19 protein-coding genes and 1 pseudogene are annotated in these 16,083 nt (G+C 41.0%); 13 read left to right on the forward strand and 7 right to left on the reverse strand.

Going from position 1 to position 16,083, the window contains the following annotated elements; all coding sequences use genetic code 11:
- Positions 1-29: 29 nt before the first annotated feature.
- The 6 genes and pseudogenes from MUO14_RS14115 to MUO14_RS14140 all read left to right on the forward strand — a co-directional run bounded on the left by MUO14_RS14115 (position 30) and on the right by MUO14_RS14140 (position 4,267).
- Positions 30-1,190, forward strand: a complete 1,161-nt coding sequence (locus MUO14_RS14115; protein ID WP_244751292.1) for an acyl-CoA dehydrogenase family protein — start codon at positions 30-32, stop codon at positions 1,188-1,190.
- Between the two features lie 78 nt (positions 1,191-1,268).
- Positions 1,269-1,826 carry an NAD(P)H-dependent oxidoreductase gene (locus MUO14_RS14120; RefSeq protein WP_244751293.1) on the forward strand — a complete coding sequence of 186 codons (558 nt, stop codon included), beginning with the start codon at positions 1,269-1,271 and terminating at the stop codon, positions 1,824-1,826.
- Between the two features lie 145 nt (positions 1,827-1,971).
- Positions 1,972-2,526: a spore coat protein gene (locus MUO14_RS14125; RefSeq protein ID WP_244751294.1), complete on the forward strand. Its 555-nt coding sequence runs from the start codon at positions 1,972-1,974 to the stop codon at positions 2,524-2,526.
- A 161-nt stretch (positions 2,527-2,687) separates the two neighbouring features.
- Positions 2,688-3,326 (forward strand): annotated as a pseudogene (locus tag MUO14_RS14130) (manganese catalase family protein); the annotation flags it as partial.
- 530 nt (positions 3,327-3,856) lie between these two features.
- Positions 3,857-3,994, forward strand: a complete 138-nt coding sequence (locus MUO14_RS14135) for a manganese catalase family protein (RefSeq protein ID WP_244751295.1) — start codon at positions 3,857-3,859, stop codon at positions 3,992-3,994.
- A gap of 99 nt (positions 3,995-4,093) precedes the next feature.
- Positions 4,094-4,267, forward strand: a complete 174-nt coding sequence (locus tag MUO14_RS14140) for an asparagine synthase (RefSeq protein ID WP_244751296.1) — start codon at positions 4,094-4,096, stop codon at positions 4,265-4,267.
- A gap of 565 nt (positions 4,268-4,832) precedes the next feature.
- On the opposite strand, the gene MUO14_RS14145 is transcribed toward MUO14_RS14140, so the two are convergent.
- Both MUO14_RS14145 and MUO14_RS14150 read right to left on the reverse strand, forming a co-directional pair.
- Complete coding sequence (locus MUO14_RS14145) at positions 4,833-5,357, reverse strand: type 1 glutamine amidotransferase domain-containing protein (RefSeq protein ID WP_244751297.1); 525 nt, start codon at positions 5,355-5,357, stop codon at positions 4,833-4,835.
- A 61-nt stretch (positions 5,358-5,418) separates the two neighbouring features.
- The gene (locus MUO14_RS14150; protein WP_244751298.1) at positions 5,419-5,790 is read right to left on the reverse strand and encodes a DoxX family protein; all 372 of its coding nucleotides are present in this window, start codon (positions 5,788-5,790) and stop codon (positions 5,419-5,421) included.
- Between the two features lie 183 nt (positions 5,791-5,973).
- On the opposite strand from MUO14_RS14150, the gene MUO14_RS14155 reads away from it, so the two are divergent.
- Together MUO14_RS14155 and MUO14_RS14160 are read left to right on the forward strand one after the other, a co-directional pair.
- A complete protein-coding gene (locus MUO14_RS14155; RefSeq protein ID WP_244751299.1) occupies positions 5,974-6,876 on the forward strand; it encodes a DUF1002 domain-containing protein in 903 nt (300 codons plus the stop codon).
- Between the two features lie 56 nt (positions 6,877-6,932).
- Positions 6,933-7,493 carry a GDSL-type esterase/lipase family protein gene (locus MUO14_RS14160; protein ID WP_244751300.1) on the forward strand — a complete coding sequence of 187 codons (561 nt, stop codon included), beginning with the start codon at positions 6,933-6,935 and terminating at the stop codon, positions 7,491-7,493.
- Positions 7,494-7,506: 13 nt separating this feature from the next.
- Here the strand turns inward: MUO14_RS14160 and MUO14_RS14165 are convergent, their stop codons facing one another.
- The gene (locus MUO14_RS14165) at positions 7,507-8,787 is read right to left on the reverse strand and encodes a helix-turn-helix transcriptional regulator (protein WP_244751301.1); all 1,281 of its coding nucleotides are present in this window, start codon (positions 8,785-8,787) and stop codon (positions 7,507-7,509) included.
- 266 nt (positions 8,788-9,053) lie between these two features.
- Between MUO14_RS14165 and MUO14_RS14170 the strand changes: the two genes are divergently transcribed.
- Complete coding sequence (locus MUO14_RS14170) at positions 9,054-9,602, forward strand: RNA polymerase sigma factor (RefSeq protein WP_244751302.1); 549 nt, start codon at positions 9,054-9,056, stop codon at positions 9,600-9,602.
- Positions 9,603-9,718: 116 nt separating this feature from the next.
- Here the strand turns inward: MUO14_RS14170 and MUO14_RS14175 are convergent, their stop codons facing one another.
- On the reverse strand, positions 9,719-10,306 hold the full coding sequence (locus MUO14_RS14175) for an SCO family protein (RefSeq protein WP_244751303.1): 588 nt from the start codon (positions 10,304-10,306) through the stop codon (positions 9,719-9,721).
- Positions 10,307-10,501: 195 nt separating this feature from the next.
- Between MUO14_RS14175 and MUO14_RS14180 the strand changes: the two genes are divergently transcribed.
- Positions 10,502-11,287: an alpha/beta fold hydrolase gene (locus MUO14_RS14180; protein ID WP_244751304.1), complete on the forward strand. Its 786-nt coding sequence runs from the start codon at positions 10,502-10,504 to the stop codon at positions 11,285-11,287.
- 20 nt (positions 11,288-11,307) lie between these two features.
- On the opposite strand, the gene MUO14_RS14185 is transcribed toward MUO14_RS14180, so the two are convergent.
- Both MUO14_RS14185 and MUO14_RS14190 read right to left on the reverse strand, forming a co-directional pair.
- Entirely contained in the window at positions 11,308-11,940 is a 633-nt protein-coding gene (locus MUO14_RS14185; protein WP_244751305.1) for a hypothetical protein, read from the reverse strand.
- Between the two features lie 98 nt (positions 11,941-12,038).
- On the reverse strand, positions 12,039-12,737 hold the full coding sequence (locus tag MUO14_RS14190) for a hypothetical protein (protein WP_244751306.1): 699 nt from the start codon (positions 12,735-12,737) through the stop codon (positions 12,039-12,041).
- 86 nt (positions 12,738-12,823) lie between these two features.
- Between MUO14_RS14190 and MUO14_RS14195 the strand changes: the two genes are divergently transcribed.
- Entirely contained in the window at positions 12,824-13,276 is a 453-nt protein-coding gene (locus MUO14_RS14195; RefSeq protein WP_244751307.1) for a hypothetical protein, read from the forward strand.
- 48 nt (positions 13,277-13,324) lie between these two features.
- Here MUO14_RS14195 and MUO14_RS14200 read toward each other — a convergent pair whose 3' ends face one another.
- On the reverse strand, positions 13,325-13,501 hold the full coding sequence (locus tag MUO14_RS14200; RefSeq protein ID WP_244751308.1) for a hypothetical protein: 177 nt from the start codon (positions 13,499-13,501) through the stop codon (positions 13,325-13,327).
- 125 nt (positions 13,502-13,626) lie between these two features.
- Between MUO14_RS14200 and MUO14_RS14205 the strand changes: the two genes are divergently transcribed.
- The gene (locus tag MUO14_RS14205) at positions 13,627-14,295 is read left to right on the forward strand and encodes a PAS domain-containing protein (protein ID WP_244751309.1); all 669 of its coding nucleotides are present in this window, start codon (positions 13,627-13,629) and stop codon (positions 14,293-14,295) included.
- On the forward strand, positions 14,295-15,764 hold the full coding sequence (locus tag MUO14_RS14210) for a putative bifunctional diguanylate cyclase/phosphodiesterase (RefSeq protein ID WP_244751310.1): 1,470 nt from the start codon (positions 14,295-14,297) through the stop codon (positions 15,762-15,764). The genes MUO14_RS14205 and MUO14_RS14210 overlap by 1 nt, the downstream gene beginning before the upstream one ends.
- Positions 15,765-16,083: the final 319 nt, after the last annotated feature.

Consider the following 16,083-nt stretch of genomic DNA (forward strand, 5'->3'; position numbering starts at 1 on the left):
AAGAACGATTGAATGAGGGAGTGAGTGTAGTGAATGATTTATTACAGTCATTGGTGAAAAACGAGAGACAGCATCGGCTGATTAAAAAGGCCTCCATCATTGCTGGTGAAGCTCGTTCCCATGGGAAAGAAACGGATCGGGATGCTGCCTTTTCTGATCAAACATTAAAAGTAATCAAGCAAGAGAAATATCCATCTTTTAGTTTGCCTGCTAAGTATGGAGGAGAAGATCTTTCCTTATATGAATTTCTGTTGTTACAAGAGACCATTGCTGAAGGTGATGGGTCAACTGCCTTATCAATGGGGTGGCATCTTGGCATTATGATGGAATTAAGTGAGGATAACCCTTGGAAAAAGGAGGCTTTTGAACGATTAGCTCATGAAGTAGCAAACGAGCAAAAGGTCGTGAATCGAATCGCATCAGAAGCGGCAACAGGCAGCCCGACAAGAGGGGGAGTCCCTGAAACAACAGCAGTGAGACGAAATGATCGGTACGTATTGTCAGGAAGGAAGACGTTTGCCTCAATGGCAGATCATCTCGATTATTATATTGTGTCCGCCTATGTTGAAGACTTGGATAATGTTGGCTGGTTTTTAGTGGATCGTCATCAGCCTGGTCTTCATGTCGATAAAACGTGGGATACGGTAGGAATGCGCGGAACGGAAAGTGATGACTTAGTTCTGGATCAGGTAGAAGTAAGTGTGAATGATTTAGTCGAAATAAAAGGGAAAGCGAAACCATCTCCCAAAGGATGGCTGCTGCATATTCCTGCTTGTTATTTAGGAATTGCAATGGCCGCAAGAAATAGCAGTATTGAATTTGCAACCACCTTCCAGCCGAATAGTCTTGATACAACCATTTCAGAAATAGGACACATTAGGGATAAAGTCGGTGAGATGGAATGGAAACTTATGCAGGCCCATAGCTTTATGTATTCAACAGCTAGGAAATGGGATGAGGAACCAGAGAAGCGATCAGAAATGGGTGCAGAGCTTGCAGCAGTGAAACTTGCTGTTACGAACACGGCAAATGAGGTCGTTGATTTAGCGATGCGGATCGCTGGCGGACGTGGGCTCTCTAAACAGCAGCCATTTGAAAGGTACTATCGTGATGTGCGGGCAGGGCTCCATAATCCACCAATGGACGATGCCGTGGTAAGTATGCTTGCGGGAAAAGCCCTTGATCAATAATAACAAGCATGTTCCCTCAAAGGAGCATGCTTGTTTTATTATTATAGTATCAATAAAATAATATGAGGGGGATAGGCTATGAACATACTTGTCATTAATGGTCATGAACACTACAACCATTCAAAAGGAGATCTCAATCAAACACTTTTTAACTATATGGTTGAAAAGTTCACCCGAAAATATCAGATACAGACAACCGTAATCCAGGATGGCTACGGTGTGAAAGAGGAACAGGAGAAGGTGAAGTGGTCGGATATCGTGATTTATCAAACACCTATCTACTGCTATAGTGTTCCCGCACTCTTTAAGAAATACTTTGATACGGTTCATGAGTACGGGGTATTTTTCGAAGGGAGCCCAGGCGATTACGGAACGGGTGGACTATTGCATGGAAAGAGATACATGTTTTCAACAACTTGGAATGCTCCGCGTTCAGCATTTAATGATCCTTCAAAGTTTTTTGAGGGAAGGAATGTGGAGGAGATTCTTTTTCATTTACATCTTATCCACAAATATACTGGGATGAAATCGATCGAAACGTTTGCCTGCTTTAATGTGAAAAAGGCGCCTGATTTGGAACATTATAAAAATGAATTGGATGCCCATATCAATCGTTTTATTCCGGAGATAACTTAGAAATATACGTATCTCCCCTTTGAATGATGCTGTCTATTCATGAAATAAAAGCGGATAGGTTAGTAAAATAAGGGGCCATGTTTTATCCCCTAACAACTGTACAGAATAAGGTTGTGCTTTGAATAATCACTAAGTGGGGAAAAACATGCAGTTAGCTTCACATGAACTACATGATTTAACAGAATTGACAATGGGCTGCTACAACACAATTGGCTGTATGGCAGGATTTATCCAACAGGCACAGGATCCTGAGCTTAAGGATATGCTTACAAGTCAATTTCCGTTACATGTAGCTGATTACAACTTAAAGGTTGAATTTTTACAAAGTCAAACAACTCCTGACATTAATAAATTCCAGCCAGATCAACCAGTTAGAAAGCTTTCTGACTTTACAACTGGAACCGTACCTTTTCAGCCTGGTCAACCACGAACAGAAGTACAAACGCATAACGATAGAGAGATTGCTACAGCTTATTTGTTAAATCAAAAGGGCTCAGCTGAAAACTATGCGGCTTCAGCCGTTGAGTGTGCAAATCCCGACTTGCGCCACTTCTTTGAAAAGGCTTTTTTGAATAGTAACCGCCATGCTTATGAAACGTGGCAGTATATGGTACAAAAAGGATACTATCTTTTAATGCCCGCACCACAGGAAAGTGTTCAGGATATGGCAGGCTTTTTCATCCCAGTTCCCATGCAGTAAGACAAGTAGTTAGACCGCCTTCTATAAACGATGCGGTCTTTTTGATTTTGACAGAAATTGAGGTGGATAGCGGTATTCTTTTTATCCAAAAATAAAAGGAGTATTTTGATTTTTAAATGAAAGAACTTTAATACAATGCCAAACCTTCTCAGCCCGATCCAGTGTATGCAAAAAAACTGCAAGAAATACTAGGCGGGCAGTATGGTGAAATGACTGTTATGATGCAATACCTTTTTCAAGGCTGGAACTGCAGGGCAGAAAGTAAATATAAAGACATGATTTTAGATATTGGTACAGAAGAGATCGCTCACGTCGAAATGATTGCCACAATGATTGCTCAATTACTCGACGGGGCCCCAGCTCATGATCAGGAACAAGGAGCAAAAGACCCTGCAGTGGAAGCGGTCCTTGGAGGAATGAATCCACAGCATGCCATCGTCAATGGACTTGGAGCCCAGCCAAACGATGCGGCGGGGTATCCGTGGAATGCTCGTTATACGATTGCAAGTGGCAACATGCTGGCAGATTTCAGAGCTAACTTGAATGCAGAATCACAAGGACGTCTTCAAGTTGTTCGTCTATATGAAATGACGACAGACCCTGGTGTCAGGGATATGCTTTCCTTCTTAATTGCCAGGGATAAGATGCACCAGAACCAGTGGATGGCTGCGATTGAGGAGTTAGAACAGACACAAGGAGCGGTCGTGCCGAGTACCTTCAGTCCTGAACATGAGATACAAGATGTCGCTTACTCGTTTATGAATTTTTCTGAAGGTGAAGAAAGCAGCCTATATTCATGGTACGCCGCCATTAGATATGAGGATCATGCAGAATGGTGGAGGAATTCAGCCTAATCAGCAGTAAAAGAAACACGGATAATGGTAATTCTACATCTGATAATAAAACATGACTCTCTAGTTAAAAATGGGCTCTTCCTGAAGGTGTTCAAAAAGTCACCATAAATTGAAACTTCCATCAGTGGGGTTTTCGCTGTTGGTTCGTCGAGACCTACACGACGTGGCGACCCTAGTATGTGTTCCTTGAAATAGGACACTTACGGACAGTTTCCCCACCGCTTAGCTTCTTTTCACGACGATATCTTGGGGGTTTTACTGACCGTTCATGCGGATAAAAGGCGCATTTCTTCGTTGCTCGGTTTTTTCCGATCCTCACGTAGGAAAGGCATACACTGTAGTCCTCAAAACGTTCGCGCCTCGAATTCTTGCGACGCGCAAGAGAACGTGCTCGTGTCGACTTTGTCGACGTTCTCATTCGTCAACTTTTTGAACACACACTGAAATGGGAAAACCTTTATTAAGGAGATAGAAACGTGTTCTCAAATAAAAAAGAATTACAGGATCATGTCAGGATTTCACAAGAACAAGAATCGATGAATACAGATAAGCTTCAAGAAATTAAGGACGGCCAATATGTCGAATTGTCTGCGATAGCACAGTACTTTTTTTAGTGAAGCATGTTTTTATATCCTGCATATTTCTTCTCACTGAGGTGATAATAAAAATGGTGTTTAAGCACCAACTAACTTCGATTTGAGAGGAAAATGACTATGAACATGCGTGAAGGTTTAATTCCAACTGCTTTAGGTTCAGCTGTCACAGCTACTGGTTATGCCATGAAGCAGAAGCGGGGTTCAAATAAAATGGTCGCAAACACAGTATTTGGTTTCGGCCTGGCACACGTAGTATTAGGAAGCATTGACCTTGTTCAACACCGTCGTTAGGAAAAAGGGTGAGCCTATTAATGCTCACCCTTTTTCTTCGTTTAAAGCGGGAATATCAACACCTTAAACGGAAGTGGATGATAATCATACATAAGGGGTGGGGTGATAGAATTGAATAAGCCGAATTTGAAGATGCAAAGGAGTTAGTGCATCTTATACAATAGGTTGAAACAGAATCATCATTCATACTGATTCAAACAGGGAAAAGAAGTACCTTCATTAAAACAGCAGCGTGAGAGGAGAGAGACTATGAAGGCGGAAGGAAGCTCTACATTGATCGTTGCTGAAGAGGGGATCGGCTTGTACTATTAGATAGTGATAAGAATCACTTGTTATAGGTATTCCATTTCCGCAATATTGGTGTACACTTTCATGCCTGCATCCTTAACGTTTAGCTTAAAGTTCTTGGTTCTTAGTGTCATACGCACGACTTATAGTAGTTAGGCTGATTTAAAGTTGGAACGGAGTGGAGCGCACGGGCTAAGAGTTCCAACTTTCTCTCTCACCCTGAAGCAAAAATATAACAGCCCGTCACCTTTAAGGTGACGGGCTGTTATAACTGAAACTATGATTCAGCTAATAAATCTGCAAAAGCCTTTGCATAAGGCGGGAGGTCGGGTGGACGGCGGGCGGAGACAATATGCTCATCCTGTACAACGGCCTCATCGTGCCATGTGGCTCCGGCATTAATCATATCATCTTTAATCCCAGGCGTACTCGTTACTTGACGACCCTCTAAGATTCCTGCGGAGATCAGAACCCAGCCAGCATGGCAAATTTCACCGATCGGTTTTTTGTTGACGTCCATATGACGGACCATATTGATTACGCTGTCGTAACGGCGCAATTTATCAGGTGACCAGCCCCCTGGTATGAGAATTCCATCATAGTCTGCTGGATCAATATCATCAAAAGCATACTGAGAGGTGGCTGGAACCCCGTATTTACCTGGATACTCTTCGTTCGCTTTTTCTCCAATGAGGTGTACGGTGGCACCTTCTTCCTGCAATCGCAGCAATGGGTACCATAGTTCTAAATCTTCGAAGTCTTTACTTACGAGTTGAATAATTTTCTTTCCTTGTAAGCGCATGCGGCTCGCCTCCTCATGACTGTGATAATCTAAGTGTACCAAACAGAATCGATGACTTCGACTATTTCGACACGGCTAATACCCACCATATAAGCAGTGGTTGTAGTAAGGGGCGAATCCAAAGAGCTATCATGCTTGTACTTTCCTCCCAGGGTGCGGGAATTCCGTTAATAGCTGCATAAATATTGGCTGGGAGCACCGCGACCAGAAAAATTGCCGTTGCTATTCCAGCTGCACGTCTGGATTGTGGGAAAATAAGGAGCAGTGCGAGCAGCCATTCTGTATTGCCAGACATATAGACAATTTCTAGTTTAAGAGGTATAAAGTCGGGAATCATTTGTGCATACCCTTTGTCATAGATGAAATGGGTGATTCCTGCTATGAAAAGTCCCGCCGCAAATAGATAAAGTCCGATTTGCCTCACGATTGTCATTCCTATTCTTCCTTTCTAACAGAGGGAAACGTAAAGCTTTCCTTCCTGAGCGTATAGTTTAATGATGAATTTTGAAAAATAAGACGAAGAGTTGATGTTATATATTTATAAATAGGTATAATAAGGTTTAAGTTTAGCATAATTTTACTCGAGTTTGAATCTAGCAAAAGGAGTCGATCTAGAATGAAGAAAAATATAGGGTTATTGTTGCTTGTTTTTCTTATAATGGTCAGTTTTGCTCTCCCTAACGGAGTATCTGCTTCTACAGGTGGAGAAGGAATTAATGAAAAGTTAGGCCTGCCAATAGTTGTTTATGGAGAGGCTTTGACAGATGCCCAAAAAGCCAAGGTTACTAAGCTGTTAGAGGTGAATCAACATGACCAGGTGGACGAGTTTACGGTCACAGGGCAGGACATTGCCAATTATATCGGGGGGAACCCGAACTCAAATATGTATTCTTCTGTAAAAATTATTCATCAAGATAATGGGGCAGGACTAAACATTGAGATCGTAACCCCAGACAACATTACAGAGGTAACGAAAGAAATGTACACCAATGCACTATTAACGGCTGGTGTCGAAAATGCAGATGTACTTGTAGCTTCTTCAGTGAAAGTTAGCGGACATTCTGCACTGACAGGTATTTATAAAGCCTATGATGCTAAAGGGGTTGCCCTTGATAAGGAACGGATGGAGGTCGCGAGCGAAGAGCTTGATGTAGCCACTTCGATTGGTAATCAAGAGGGGGTTGATCAAGCCCAAGTCAGTGAATTACTGACAGAGATAAAAAAAGCAATTGCTGAACAAAATCCAGCAACAAAAGAAGAGATAGAGCAAATTGTTCAGGAACAGCTGCAAAATTTGAATATTGAGTTAAGTCCTGAAGATCGTCAACGTTTGATTGACCTTTTTGACCAAATGCGTAGTTTAAATATTGACTTTGATCAAGTGAAAAGCCAGCTTGACGAACTGGCCGGAGGAATCGAAAATTTAGTCAATGATGAAGGCTTCTGGAATAGCCTTACATCAGCTGTACGAGGCTTTTTTCAATCAATAGCCGATTTTTTCCGTTCAGTCATTAGTTAATTAGTCTAACGTCAGCGGCTTTCATGATGTGTATAAGACTAGGAAAGGTGGTTGTCATGAGAAAGCTGGTCTGTTTTGGTGATAACATAACCGCACAAAATGCAGGACATATGACACCCAGATTAACTTCCCTACTTCAGCAGCATTTATCGGAATGGTTTGTACTCAATGAAGGTGTATCAGGTAACACCACACGTGATGCACTTGCAAGAATAGAAAGTGATGTATTGGGCCAGGAGCCTGATCTTGTAACAGTATTGTTCGGTACAAATGATGTGGAAGAACACAACAAGGTTACGATTGAAGAGTACGAGGAGAACATACGTAAAATTGTGTCATTTATTGGTCCCGATAAGACCATTCTTCTTACCCCGCCGCCGATTGATGAAGTACTACAAACGGTGAGAAAGAATGAAGTGATAGGAAGATATGCTCGCGCAGTGGAGCTTGTCGCCTGTCAGAAGGGAGCCTATGTCATTCCTTTGTTTGATTTGATGATTCATGAATCAAATTACCGAGAGATGTTAAAAAAGGATGACGGTCTTCACTTCAGCGAACTAGGCTACACCTTTTTATCCAAACAAATTTTAAAAACCATACAAGAAAAAATCCACTAATTTCCACCTCAGGTCATCCATTATTTGGATGACCTGAGGTGGATTTTATTTGGGCGCGGTAACAGTCTGCGGCGCGTTTGTATCTGCCTATGTGGTAGAAGTGGTGGCCGAGCTTTTGATAAAGTGTTTCTAAAGGTTCTTTATCTGCATCATGTTCAAAATAGTCAATACATTCTGCTAGGCTTTGTTCATAGCTTTTCATGTCCCCAATTTGTTTGTAGTAATCAAGGAAGGCTTCGAGAAGGTAGTAATGATCAGAAGTTTGACTAATCCCTCTGCTTGCTGTGTTATAGATGCTTAAAGCCTGTTTCAAAAGGCCTCTCTCTACATAGGCTTTACATAATGAGTGGAAGGTTATTTGTTTATTTGCTGAGACTCCTTGCAAGTTCTTAAGTTTAAGAGCACGTTCAAGGTAAACGCAAGCCTGTTCACTTTGACCTGAACTTCGCATCACTACACCTTTATTATGAAGTATTTGCCCAAGTAAATAACGATTTTCATCTTTTTCAGCCTGAGCCTGGGCTTCATTTAAATAGTCCATGGCAGGCTCATACTTTTTCTGATTTAAATAAACGATACCGAGCAAATTAAGGATCATACTTACATCTTCTGTTTGATTTAGGCTTTCATAATATGTGCGGACTTCTTTGCAGTAATCGATTGCCATTTGATAATCTTCAAGAGCATTAGACAACACTGCTCGATTATAGGTTAATGCTGCTTTCACTGGGAGAGGACTTTTCAATAAAGAGAAATTCTTGTAGTGATGTAGGCTATTCTGGAAATCAGACCGTTGGTAGTATCTAATACCTTGACAATAATGATAGGCATTTTGGATACGAACAGGTAAAGTGTCAAGCTTATCATCATGAAGGTAAGCATCAATATACTCATTGTACAACTCTGTTGCATCCCTCGGCATCTTGGACTTACAGTAATAGGCACACTTTAATAAAAGAAAGTAAATCTCCTGATGCACATTTGATAAATATTCATAGTAATTCTCATCAAGAGCTTCGATGAGGGGAGCAGCTTTCTCTAAGTCTGTAATAATAAATAGCTGTAGCTGTGCCAAGAGATGATTCACTTCCTCATCCTCATCCTGATAATGGTGAAAAAAATCCTTTGAAAGGTCGAACGCAGCCGCGATAAGGTGCAGTGTGTGTACACCAGGGCGGCGATAGCCATTTTCGATTTTACTAAGATGGGCGGTTGAAAGCTTCCCGCCCGCAACTTGCTGTAATGTCATATTATTTCGTTTACGGTAAATGGAAATTCTTCTTCCGATGTTCATGTGCACACGTCCTCTTAGAAAAAATTACCTAACTCTATCATACATGTTTCGACAGATTGTGAATAGGTCAAAAGGACGATGAATTTGGAACAATTGTAAAAAGTAAAGGAAATTCCATTTTTAAGTGTAATATTTTCAGTCATACTTGCCTTTTTACTCAATTATAATAGTCCAATAACAAGATTTGAAAATCATTAAAATGTAGTACGATTAGAGTAAATAGAAAGAACGATTGAGTATAGGGATAAACAATGGAGTGGGCAAAGGTGAGAAACACAAACAAAGAGCTAGCTCTTGAAGAATTAGTCAAACATGAATATCCATCTTTAGTAAGGACAGCACAGTCGTATGTTAAAGATGCTATGACAGCAGAAGATATGGTTCAAGAAGCATTGCTAAAAGCTTATGAAAAATTCGATTCCTTCCAAACAGGGAATAGCTTGCGGGCATGGTTATTTCGGATCATGATCAATAAGTGCAAAGATCACCTTCGCAGTTACACGCAACGAAAAGTAACCCCGTGGGAGGACCAGTGGATCCATGCTGCACAAGTGGATCCGCATAACCCTTTGGATATCATGATCCAGCAAGAGGACTATGATGATATTCATCAAGCCATAGACTTGTTGAAGCCAGATTATCATGAAGCGTTACATCTTTATTATTTCAATGATTTATCTGTAAAACAAATGTCTATGGTGCTACACATGAATGAAAATACGCTTAAGACGAGAATGAAGCGGGCGCGCGATCATTTAGGAGAAGAGCTTGTGCAACATAAGGAAAATGTGCATTTTTCTTCAATCGCTACCTGATTTATTGGGCTGAATCTAAAGTAAAAGTAATTCATGAAGCAGGTTTGGTAAGAGTACTTCCTAATTTGAAAGCTAGATTCAATAAGAAAAGCGCTCCAGCAAATGGAGCGCTTTTCTCATTGATTGGCTACAATCTTGGCATCTTCCACAATTTGTTCGAAAGGAACGTTTGTGGCACCTTTATAGTATTTTACAATTTTTCCTTCTTGATTAACTAGGAAAAACTGAGAACCATGGGACACTTGTTCAGCTCCCTCTGGCTTTTGAACAATGGTTTTGAAACTTTCCTTTCCAAAATTTTCAATCTTATCTTGGGAATAACCTGTTACAAAAGTCCAATTGCTGAAATCAACTCCCTGGGCTGAGCCGAACTCCTTCAACTTCCCAGGTGTGTCCACTTTTGGATCAACGCTGAACGAAACAATCTCAGCCTCAATACCTTCCTTCTCCAGCATATCTTGAACTTTTGCCATATTGCGAGTCATTGGTGGGCAGACAGTGTTACAGGACGTAAAAATAAAATCGGCAAGCCAAACCTTACCTTCCATGTCCTGAATGGAAAATTCCTCATTGGCTTGAGTCGTGCCTTGAAGGCTGCCAATTTCCCAATTTAATGGATCTTCAAGCTCTTTTGTACCGCAACTGGCTAATATAAGAGCAGTGGTGATAATGATCGTAAGTATAAGAGAACGTTTGTATGTCATAAGGTACACCTTTCCTTCCTATGTTCTATCCATCAGTTTACGACTCAGTGAAAGCTAGTGTCAATTTTATTACAGGCAATTTCGATGCTGTTTTCCCTATCTTCATGAAAATTTCACAAAGCGGGTTCTCTCCTGCATACTTTGTAACTGTTTCGGAGAAAATAACGTTCTAAGAAATGTAAGCGGAGGATGCGTATGCCTTATTATACAAACCATTTTGGTCAACGATTATTTTATGAAGATATTGGAAAAGGGGAGGTGCTCCTATTCATACACCCTCCTGGTATGGGGAGGAAGGTTTTCAAGCAGCAGCATGAGCTCGCTGATCATTACCGGTTGATCTTTCCGGACTTGAGCGGGCACGGAGATTCAGATACAACGGATCTCTCCCCAAGCTTGGAGGACTTCGCCTCAGAGATAAAGCAATTAATGGATCATTTACGTATTGAGCAAATTATTCTCGTAGGCTATTCAGCGGGAGGTGCTGTAGCACAGTATTTTGCACTTCAGTATCCGAAAAAGGTCAAAGCTCTTATCTTATCAGGTGCTTTTCCAAAGGTGGATACCTTTTTCCTTTGGTTTGAGTTTTTCATGGGGATTAAATGGGCGGGAAGGAGCCCTCGGTCGCTGGCTATGCTCCTTTCGAAATCACATTTTAGACGATCAGAATTTAAACATGAACTGCGGAATCATATGGCTAAATCGGATCCCGAGGTGTGGAGTGAATTTTACAAGCAAGCCCTAAAACATGATTGTCGACATGATCTTGCTAAACTAGAGATGCCACTGTTACTGATGTATGGGGAAAGGGCGGTTTGGATCAATCATCATGCTCGTTTCTACTGTGAGTGTCCTGATGCTACGTTAGTCATTGTTGATCGTGCGTTGCATCAGCTTCCTGCCACGCACGGTCCGATTTTTAATCAATCTATTATAAACTTCATCCAGCGAAAAATTGGAACAGAAAAAACAGCCAAGTGAGGTACTCACTTGCTGTTCCTTTATTCTAATTCAAATGTGAAGTCTTGATCGATTCGCTGGCCGATAGCTGCTTTATTGATAGTAACCTTCAGCTCTTTCGCCCCCATAATTGATAGTGCAGGAATAGTTATGTGCAGTGTGTTTGGATCAGGCGAATACATATGCGACCTATCTGTACGGCCTTCATGGTTTTCAACTATAATAGGTCTTTCTGATTGGTTTCCTCTCATTGCAAAACTATTGTAGGGCACAAGCGATATGTCCTGGTTTTCTTGCTTAGGTTCAAATGTCAGTATAAACGTTGAATCATCGGGGAGATGGTATTTTTTCTTCTTTAAATAAACGTCCGTATTAAATAGGCTGGCTACTCGTTTCCCTACGTTAACCTCTTCTCCGCGGTTGTTTTTACCCATTTTTTCTTTGTAATCTGTTACATCTACAGTAAATGAATAGTCTTGGTCTGACTGTAGCCCGACTTGTTCGATCGTTAGTGTTACAGAGTCAGGTATTTTTTCAAATGGTTTAAATGAAGCGACATAAAATTCCTCGTTTTCTTTATAAGGGGCCAAGTACCTTAATTCTTTTTCTTCACCATGGTTCGACTTTAGTGTGGCACGGAAGGAAGTTGTGATAGGGAAAGATTGATGTTCCATGTTTAAAATAACCCTCGTATCCGTCAACCCAACCTCGAGTTTCTTTGGCTTAATAACCAACCCTTTATCTTGAAAGACCTTGTCAGACTTAACTGTTTTTAAAATACTTTCTTCGGGTCATATGTGAAATTGATGGGCGAGGCATCAGTTTGATATCGATCATCGTTCACCTCTATATGAAAAGAGGTAAGTACGGTTTGATCAAAAGGGACACCACTCCTCCGTTGGAAATTCCCAGCATCTTTCTGACGAATAGGTGGAATGGCCGTAAAGGTATGAAGCTTGCCGTTGTAAGCAATTGAATGCTCAGGGCGAACCGTGTTTAAGTGTCCTCCAAATGATTGTGTAGGAATGTCTCCATCTAAAGCTTCCATTTGAACATCAGCAATTCCGACTGGGAGTTTTTTAATGGATCCTTCCTTGCTGTCACTTGCTTCAAGCATACTAAGGTCATAACTGTAATAAATGAAAATGACTTCCCTCGTATACCAAACGTTGTTTATGTATAATTTGCCTTCGTGCTCTGGAATTGAATAGGTTTGCTTAGGTGAGGTAGCAATTTCAAGCGATTTAGCCTTCGCTATTCCAGGTGTATGGCTCTCATAAAATTTCATTACCTCTTCCTTACTTTCAGCCTTTTTTACATTGTCAGGAATGTCGACATTTGCCATGGCGGGGGAAGTTTCGTGAGTAAGCTTTGGTTTTGTTCCATCATCCATGGACCATTGGGTGGCGATAGCAAAGATGATCAGGAGGCTAGATATTCCAGCCCACTTCATTAACTTTTTGTTTTTCATAAATAATGAAAACCCTTTCTTGTTAAAAATTGGTTCACTTCTTATAATAGTAACAGAAAAGTTAGATAGTTGGGGAGGGGAGTTTAGTGGAGGACTTAAAGCGTTTGTATTGGCTAATCCTCGTTATTGCTGCAGTTGAAACTTCCGTCATTATGTATATCATTTTGCCCTTTAGAGATATCGAGGGAGCCTTTACTTGTTTTCTAGGCTTGATGGGAGCTTGTGTGATAGCGATTTCAGGTTTATTAGGGAAGAATTATAAAAGTAAAGAAACGAAGTATACGGCCATTATAGGTGTCCCGTATCTGTTCTGGTCTAAAGTCCCTGACTACACTTTTGATGAGGAAGTGAATGTTGTGAAGCAAGAAGAGGAACTGAACAAAATGTTTAAATCTTATTCCAGAACGCTTTCAACCAAATCAGGAGCTGTCTACTATAAAATAAATGGAATCCGAAACGGGGATGCGGTCCAGTTTGTTTTTAATCCTCATAATGGTCGATACGTTAATGACGAGCAATACCAGGGTGGAAAATTGTAAAGTTAGAATGTAAAAAAAGCGATGTCCCTGGCTAAGAGACATAGCTTTTTATTGGTTATCATCATCAGCATAATGCTCAAGCATAGCATCTGATTCTTTCTCATGGTCACTATCTTTTTGCTCATGCTGATGATCAAAGGCGTCATTTAATTTTGCCTGTTTTCTAAATGAATTGGCAACTTCGTTTGTAGGTTTTTCATCGCTATTCTGTTTCTTATCAGTCATTTTTAAGCCTCCCTTCCTCTAATTACTTTTCCTTCTTTAAATTAGCTGTAAACCTCTTCTTAAGGTTCATTAGGAATTTCCGATAATAGAAGAAAGGTGATCCCTAAATAAAGAAGGTGAACGAAATGGTTCAGAAGGTTGGACACCCCTGGGACATACTAAGACAGCTGTCCATTCCAGTCTGGTTCTTTAACAGCTCGGAGTGTAGTATTTATATTAATGCTCCTTTAATGCAGAGGATTTTGGCAGAGCGTTCCTCTTATAGTTTAGCCGACTTGGGTCGCGTCATTCATCCTAATGATATTGAACATGTAAGGGAATTACTTCAGCGGCCAGGAGGGGATGCCGTTCATTTGAACTATCGTCTAAAAATGAACGGTGAATATAAATGGATTGAAGACATGATCGCACCATTGTATGCGGAAAATGGCGGATTTATCGGGTATACGGGTCAATCGCTCTCTTTATTGAGTTATAAAGAAGAACTGGAAGACCTGAAGAAATCGGTGATTGAAATCGGTGAATCATTCGCGGCAAATGCGGGCCAGTCTTTCTTTGATTTTCTCGTGAAGTGCCTAGCCAAGGTGCTTCAGGTTGACACAGTCATAATAGGAGAACTGACTGGTGGCGATCGTGATCAGATTACGGCGGTTTCTATGTTTCATAAGGGTGAGATCTCTAAAAGAATGACCTATCAATTAGAAGGTACGCCGTGTGAAGAGGTAATAATCAAATGCAAAGAGTGTTACATACCTAGGGGGCTTATGAACTTTATCCCAATGACGACATGTTAGTGAAAAATGAACTAGAGAGTTATTTTGGTGCTCCGCTTCTTAACTCAAATCGGGAGGTGATTGGAATCCTTTCGATTATGAATGCTGGTCTTAAAAAGAATGGTCCTATGAGTAAGGCGCTTTTTCGCATTTTTGCCGACCGAATGGCGAATGAATTATCTAAATGCCATACAGAGAGAGAGTTAAAGCATATTTCACAGTTTGATTCGGTGACTGGACTAATTAGTCGAAATTATTTTAAAGAGTTATTGAGGGAGCAGCTAGCTAAGTTTAAGCAGCCCCATCAGAAATCAGCGGTAATCTTAATTGACCTGGATAATTTTAAAATGATTAATGATACGTGGGGGCATGAAAAAGGAGATGAACTGCTTAAGCAATTTGCTCGTCATTTAAATCGGATTTTTCCAAGAGTAAATTGTATAATCTCAAGAATCAGCAGTGATGAATTTGCTGTTTTACTGGCAGATCAGAAAGATGTAGACCGTGCGCGTGAAAAAGCGGAAGGCATTATTCATTCGATGAAGCGTCCTTTTTTTATAGATCAAAAAGAATACTACAGCACAGCAAGCGTCGGGGTGGCCTTTTACCCCCAGGATGCTTCAGATGGAGGTGCCTTACTGCGTTATGCAGACGCTGCTATGCATAAGGCCAAACGAAAAGGAAAAAATCGTTACGAATTGTACAATCCTCATATGAGTATCGAAATGCATGATGAAATGCAGCGTAAACAAGCCTTGCACCATGCATTAGAGCGGGGAGAATTCACCCTTCATTATCAACCACAGGTGTGTGGGTTAACATCGGAGATTAGTGGTTACGAAGCACTTATTCGCTGGAATCAGCCGCTAATGGGATTGTTAACACCTGATCACTTTATTAGCCTTGCTGAAGAAAGCGGGACGATTATTCAAATTGGTGAATGGGTACTCCAGGAAGCTTGTTTGCAGGTGAAAAAATGGCAGGAAGAATTTAATCGCCCTGATTTACGTGTCGCGGTCAATTTATCCGCCCAACAGTTCGCTGACCAGTATGTAAAGGATAAAATTTTTAACGCGTTAGAGCAGGCAAATCTTGACGCAAGCTGCTTAATCATTGAAATCACTGAGACTATGGTTCTGAGGGATTTTGAACATAGTACCGGAACTTTGGAAGAACTGCGTTCGCAAGGTATTAAAGTTCACTTGGATGATTTCGGTGTAGGTTTTTCATCGCTGAGTTATTTAAGCCGCTTGCCAGTTGATGCAATTAAAATTGACCGTTCTTTTATTAAGCAAATTGGTTCGAAAGCGAATGATGTAGCGATCATCAGTGCAATTATTGCTATGGCTAAAAGCTTAAACCTGCAAATCATTGCTGAAGGTGTAGAAACACAGGAGCATATAGAATACTTAAGCAAAAAGGGATGTCACGAGTACCAAGGGTATTACTATAGTAAACCTTTACCTGTTGCGAGCGTGCGGTCATGCTAGTGACCCACGCTTTTTTTTCTGTCACCAGGAATTTATAAAATTATTGTTGGATAAGTTCGCGTTGCGTGGGGCTACGCCCAGCTCCAGCACCTAGCCAATCGAGGTCATATGTCAATCACTTCCGTGGCCCTGCAGTTGGGTCGTTCGGTGTTGGCGCAAAGCGTGTCGAATTTAGTCGAACTTCCTCTACCCCAGATTTTAGCCGAATCCTATATCGCGGGTTGACCAGGGCCACGCGCTTTTGTTCTTGTTTCCTGGGACCTTGCTTTTCTATTGGTATGGTACACTGAATAGTAGAGTCGATGTAATAAGTTCAGGA

This window comes from Halobacillus shinanisalinarum (genome assembly GCF_022919835.1).
In the GTDB taxonomy this organism is placed as follows: domain Bacteria; phylum Bacillota; class Bacilli; order Bacillales; family Halobacillaceae; genus Halobacillus_A; species Halobacillus_A shinanisalinarum.

Coding starts and splice junctions, on each gene's coding strand:
- MUO14_RS14145 (WP_244751297.1), bottom strand. CDS start 5,357: ATGCGCTTACAAGGAAAGAAAATTATTCAACTCGTAAGTAAAGACTTC.
- MUO14_RS14140 (WP_244751296.1), top strand. CDS start 4,094: ATGAACATGCGTGAAGGTTTAATTCCAACTGCTTTAGGTTCAGCTGTC.
- MUO14_RS14125 (WP_244751294.1), top strand. CDS start 1,972: ATGCAGTTAGCTTCACATGAACTACATGATTTAACAGAATTGACAATG.
- MUO14_RS14200 (WP_244751308.1), bottom strand. CDS start 13,501: ATGACTGATAAGAAACAGAATAGCGATGAAAAACCTACAAACGAAGTT.
- MUO14_RS14190 (WP_244751306.1), bottom strand. CDS start 12,737: ATGAAAAACAAAAAGTTAATGAAGTGGGCTGGAATATCTAGCCTCCTG.
- MUO14_RS14165 (WP_244751301.1), bottom strand. CDS start 8,787: ATGAACATCGGAAGAAGAATTTCCATTTACCGTAAACGAAATAATATG.
- MUO14_RS14185 (WP_244751305.1), bottom strand. CDS start 11,940: ATGGAACATCAATCTTTCCCTATCACAACTTCCTTCCGTGCCACACTA.
- MUO14_RS14155 (WP_244751299.1), top strand. CDS start 5,974: ATGAAGAAAAATATAGGGTTATTGTTGCTTGTTTTTCTTATAATGGTC.
- MUO14_RS14180 (WP_244751304.1), top strand. CDS start 10,502: ATGCCTTATTATACAAACCATTTTGGTCAACGATTATTTTATGAAGAT.
- MUO14_RS14150 (WP_244751298.1), bottom strand. CDS start 5,790: ATGACAATCGTGAGGCAAATCGGACTTTATCTATTTGCGGCGGGACTT.
- MUO14_RS14175 (WP_244751303.1), bottom strand. CDS start 10,306: ATGACATACAAACGTTCTCTTATACTTACGATCATTATCACCACTGCT.
- MUO14_RS14205 (WP_244751309.1), top strand. CDS start 13,627: ATGGTTCAGAAGGTTGGACACCCCTGGGACATACTAAGACAGCTGTCC.
- MUO14_RS14160 (WP_244751300.1), top strand. CDS start 6,933: ATGAGAAAGCTGGTCTGTTTTGGTGATAACATAACCGCACAAAATGCA.
- MUO14_RS14120 (WP_244751293.1), top strand. CDS start 1,269: ATGAACATACTTGTCATTAATGGTCATGAACACTACAACCATTCAAAA.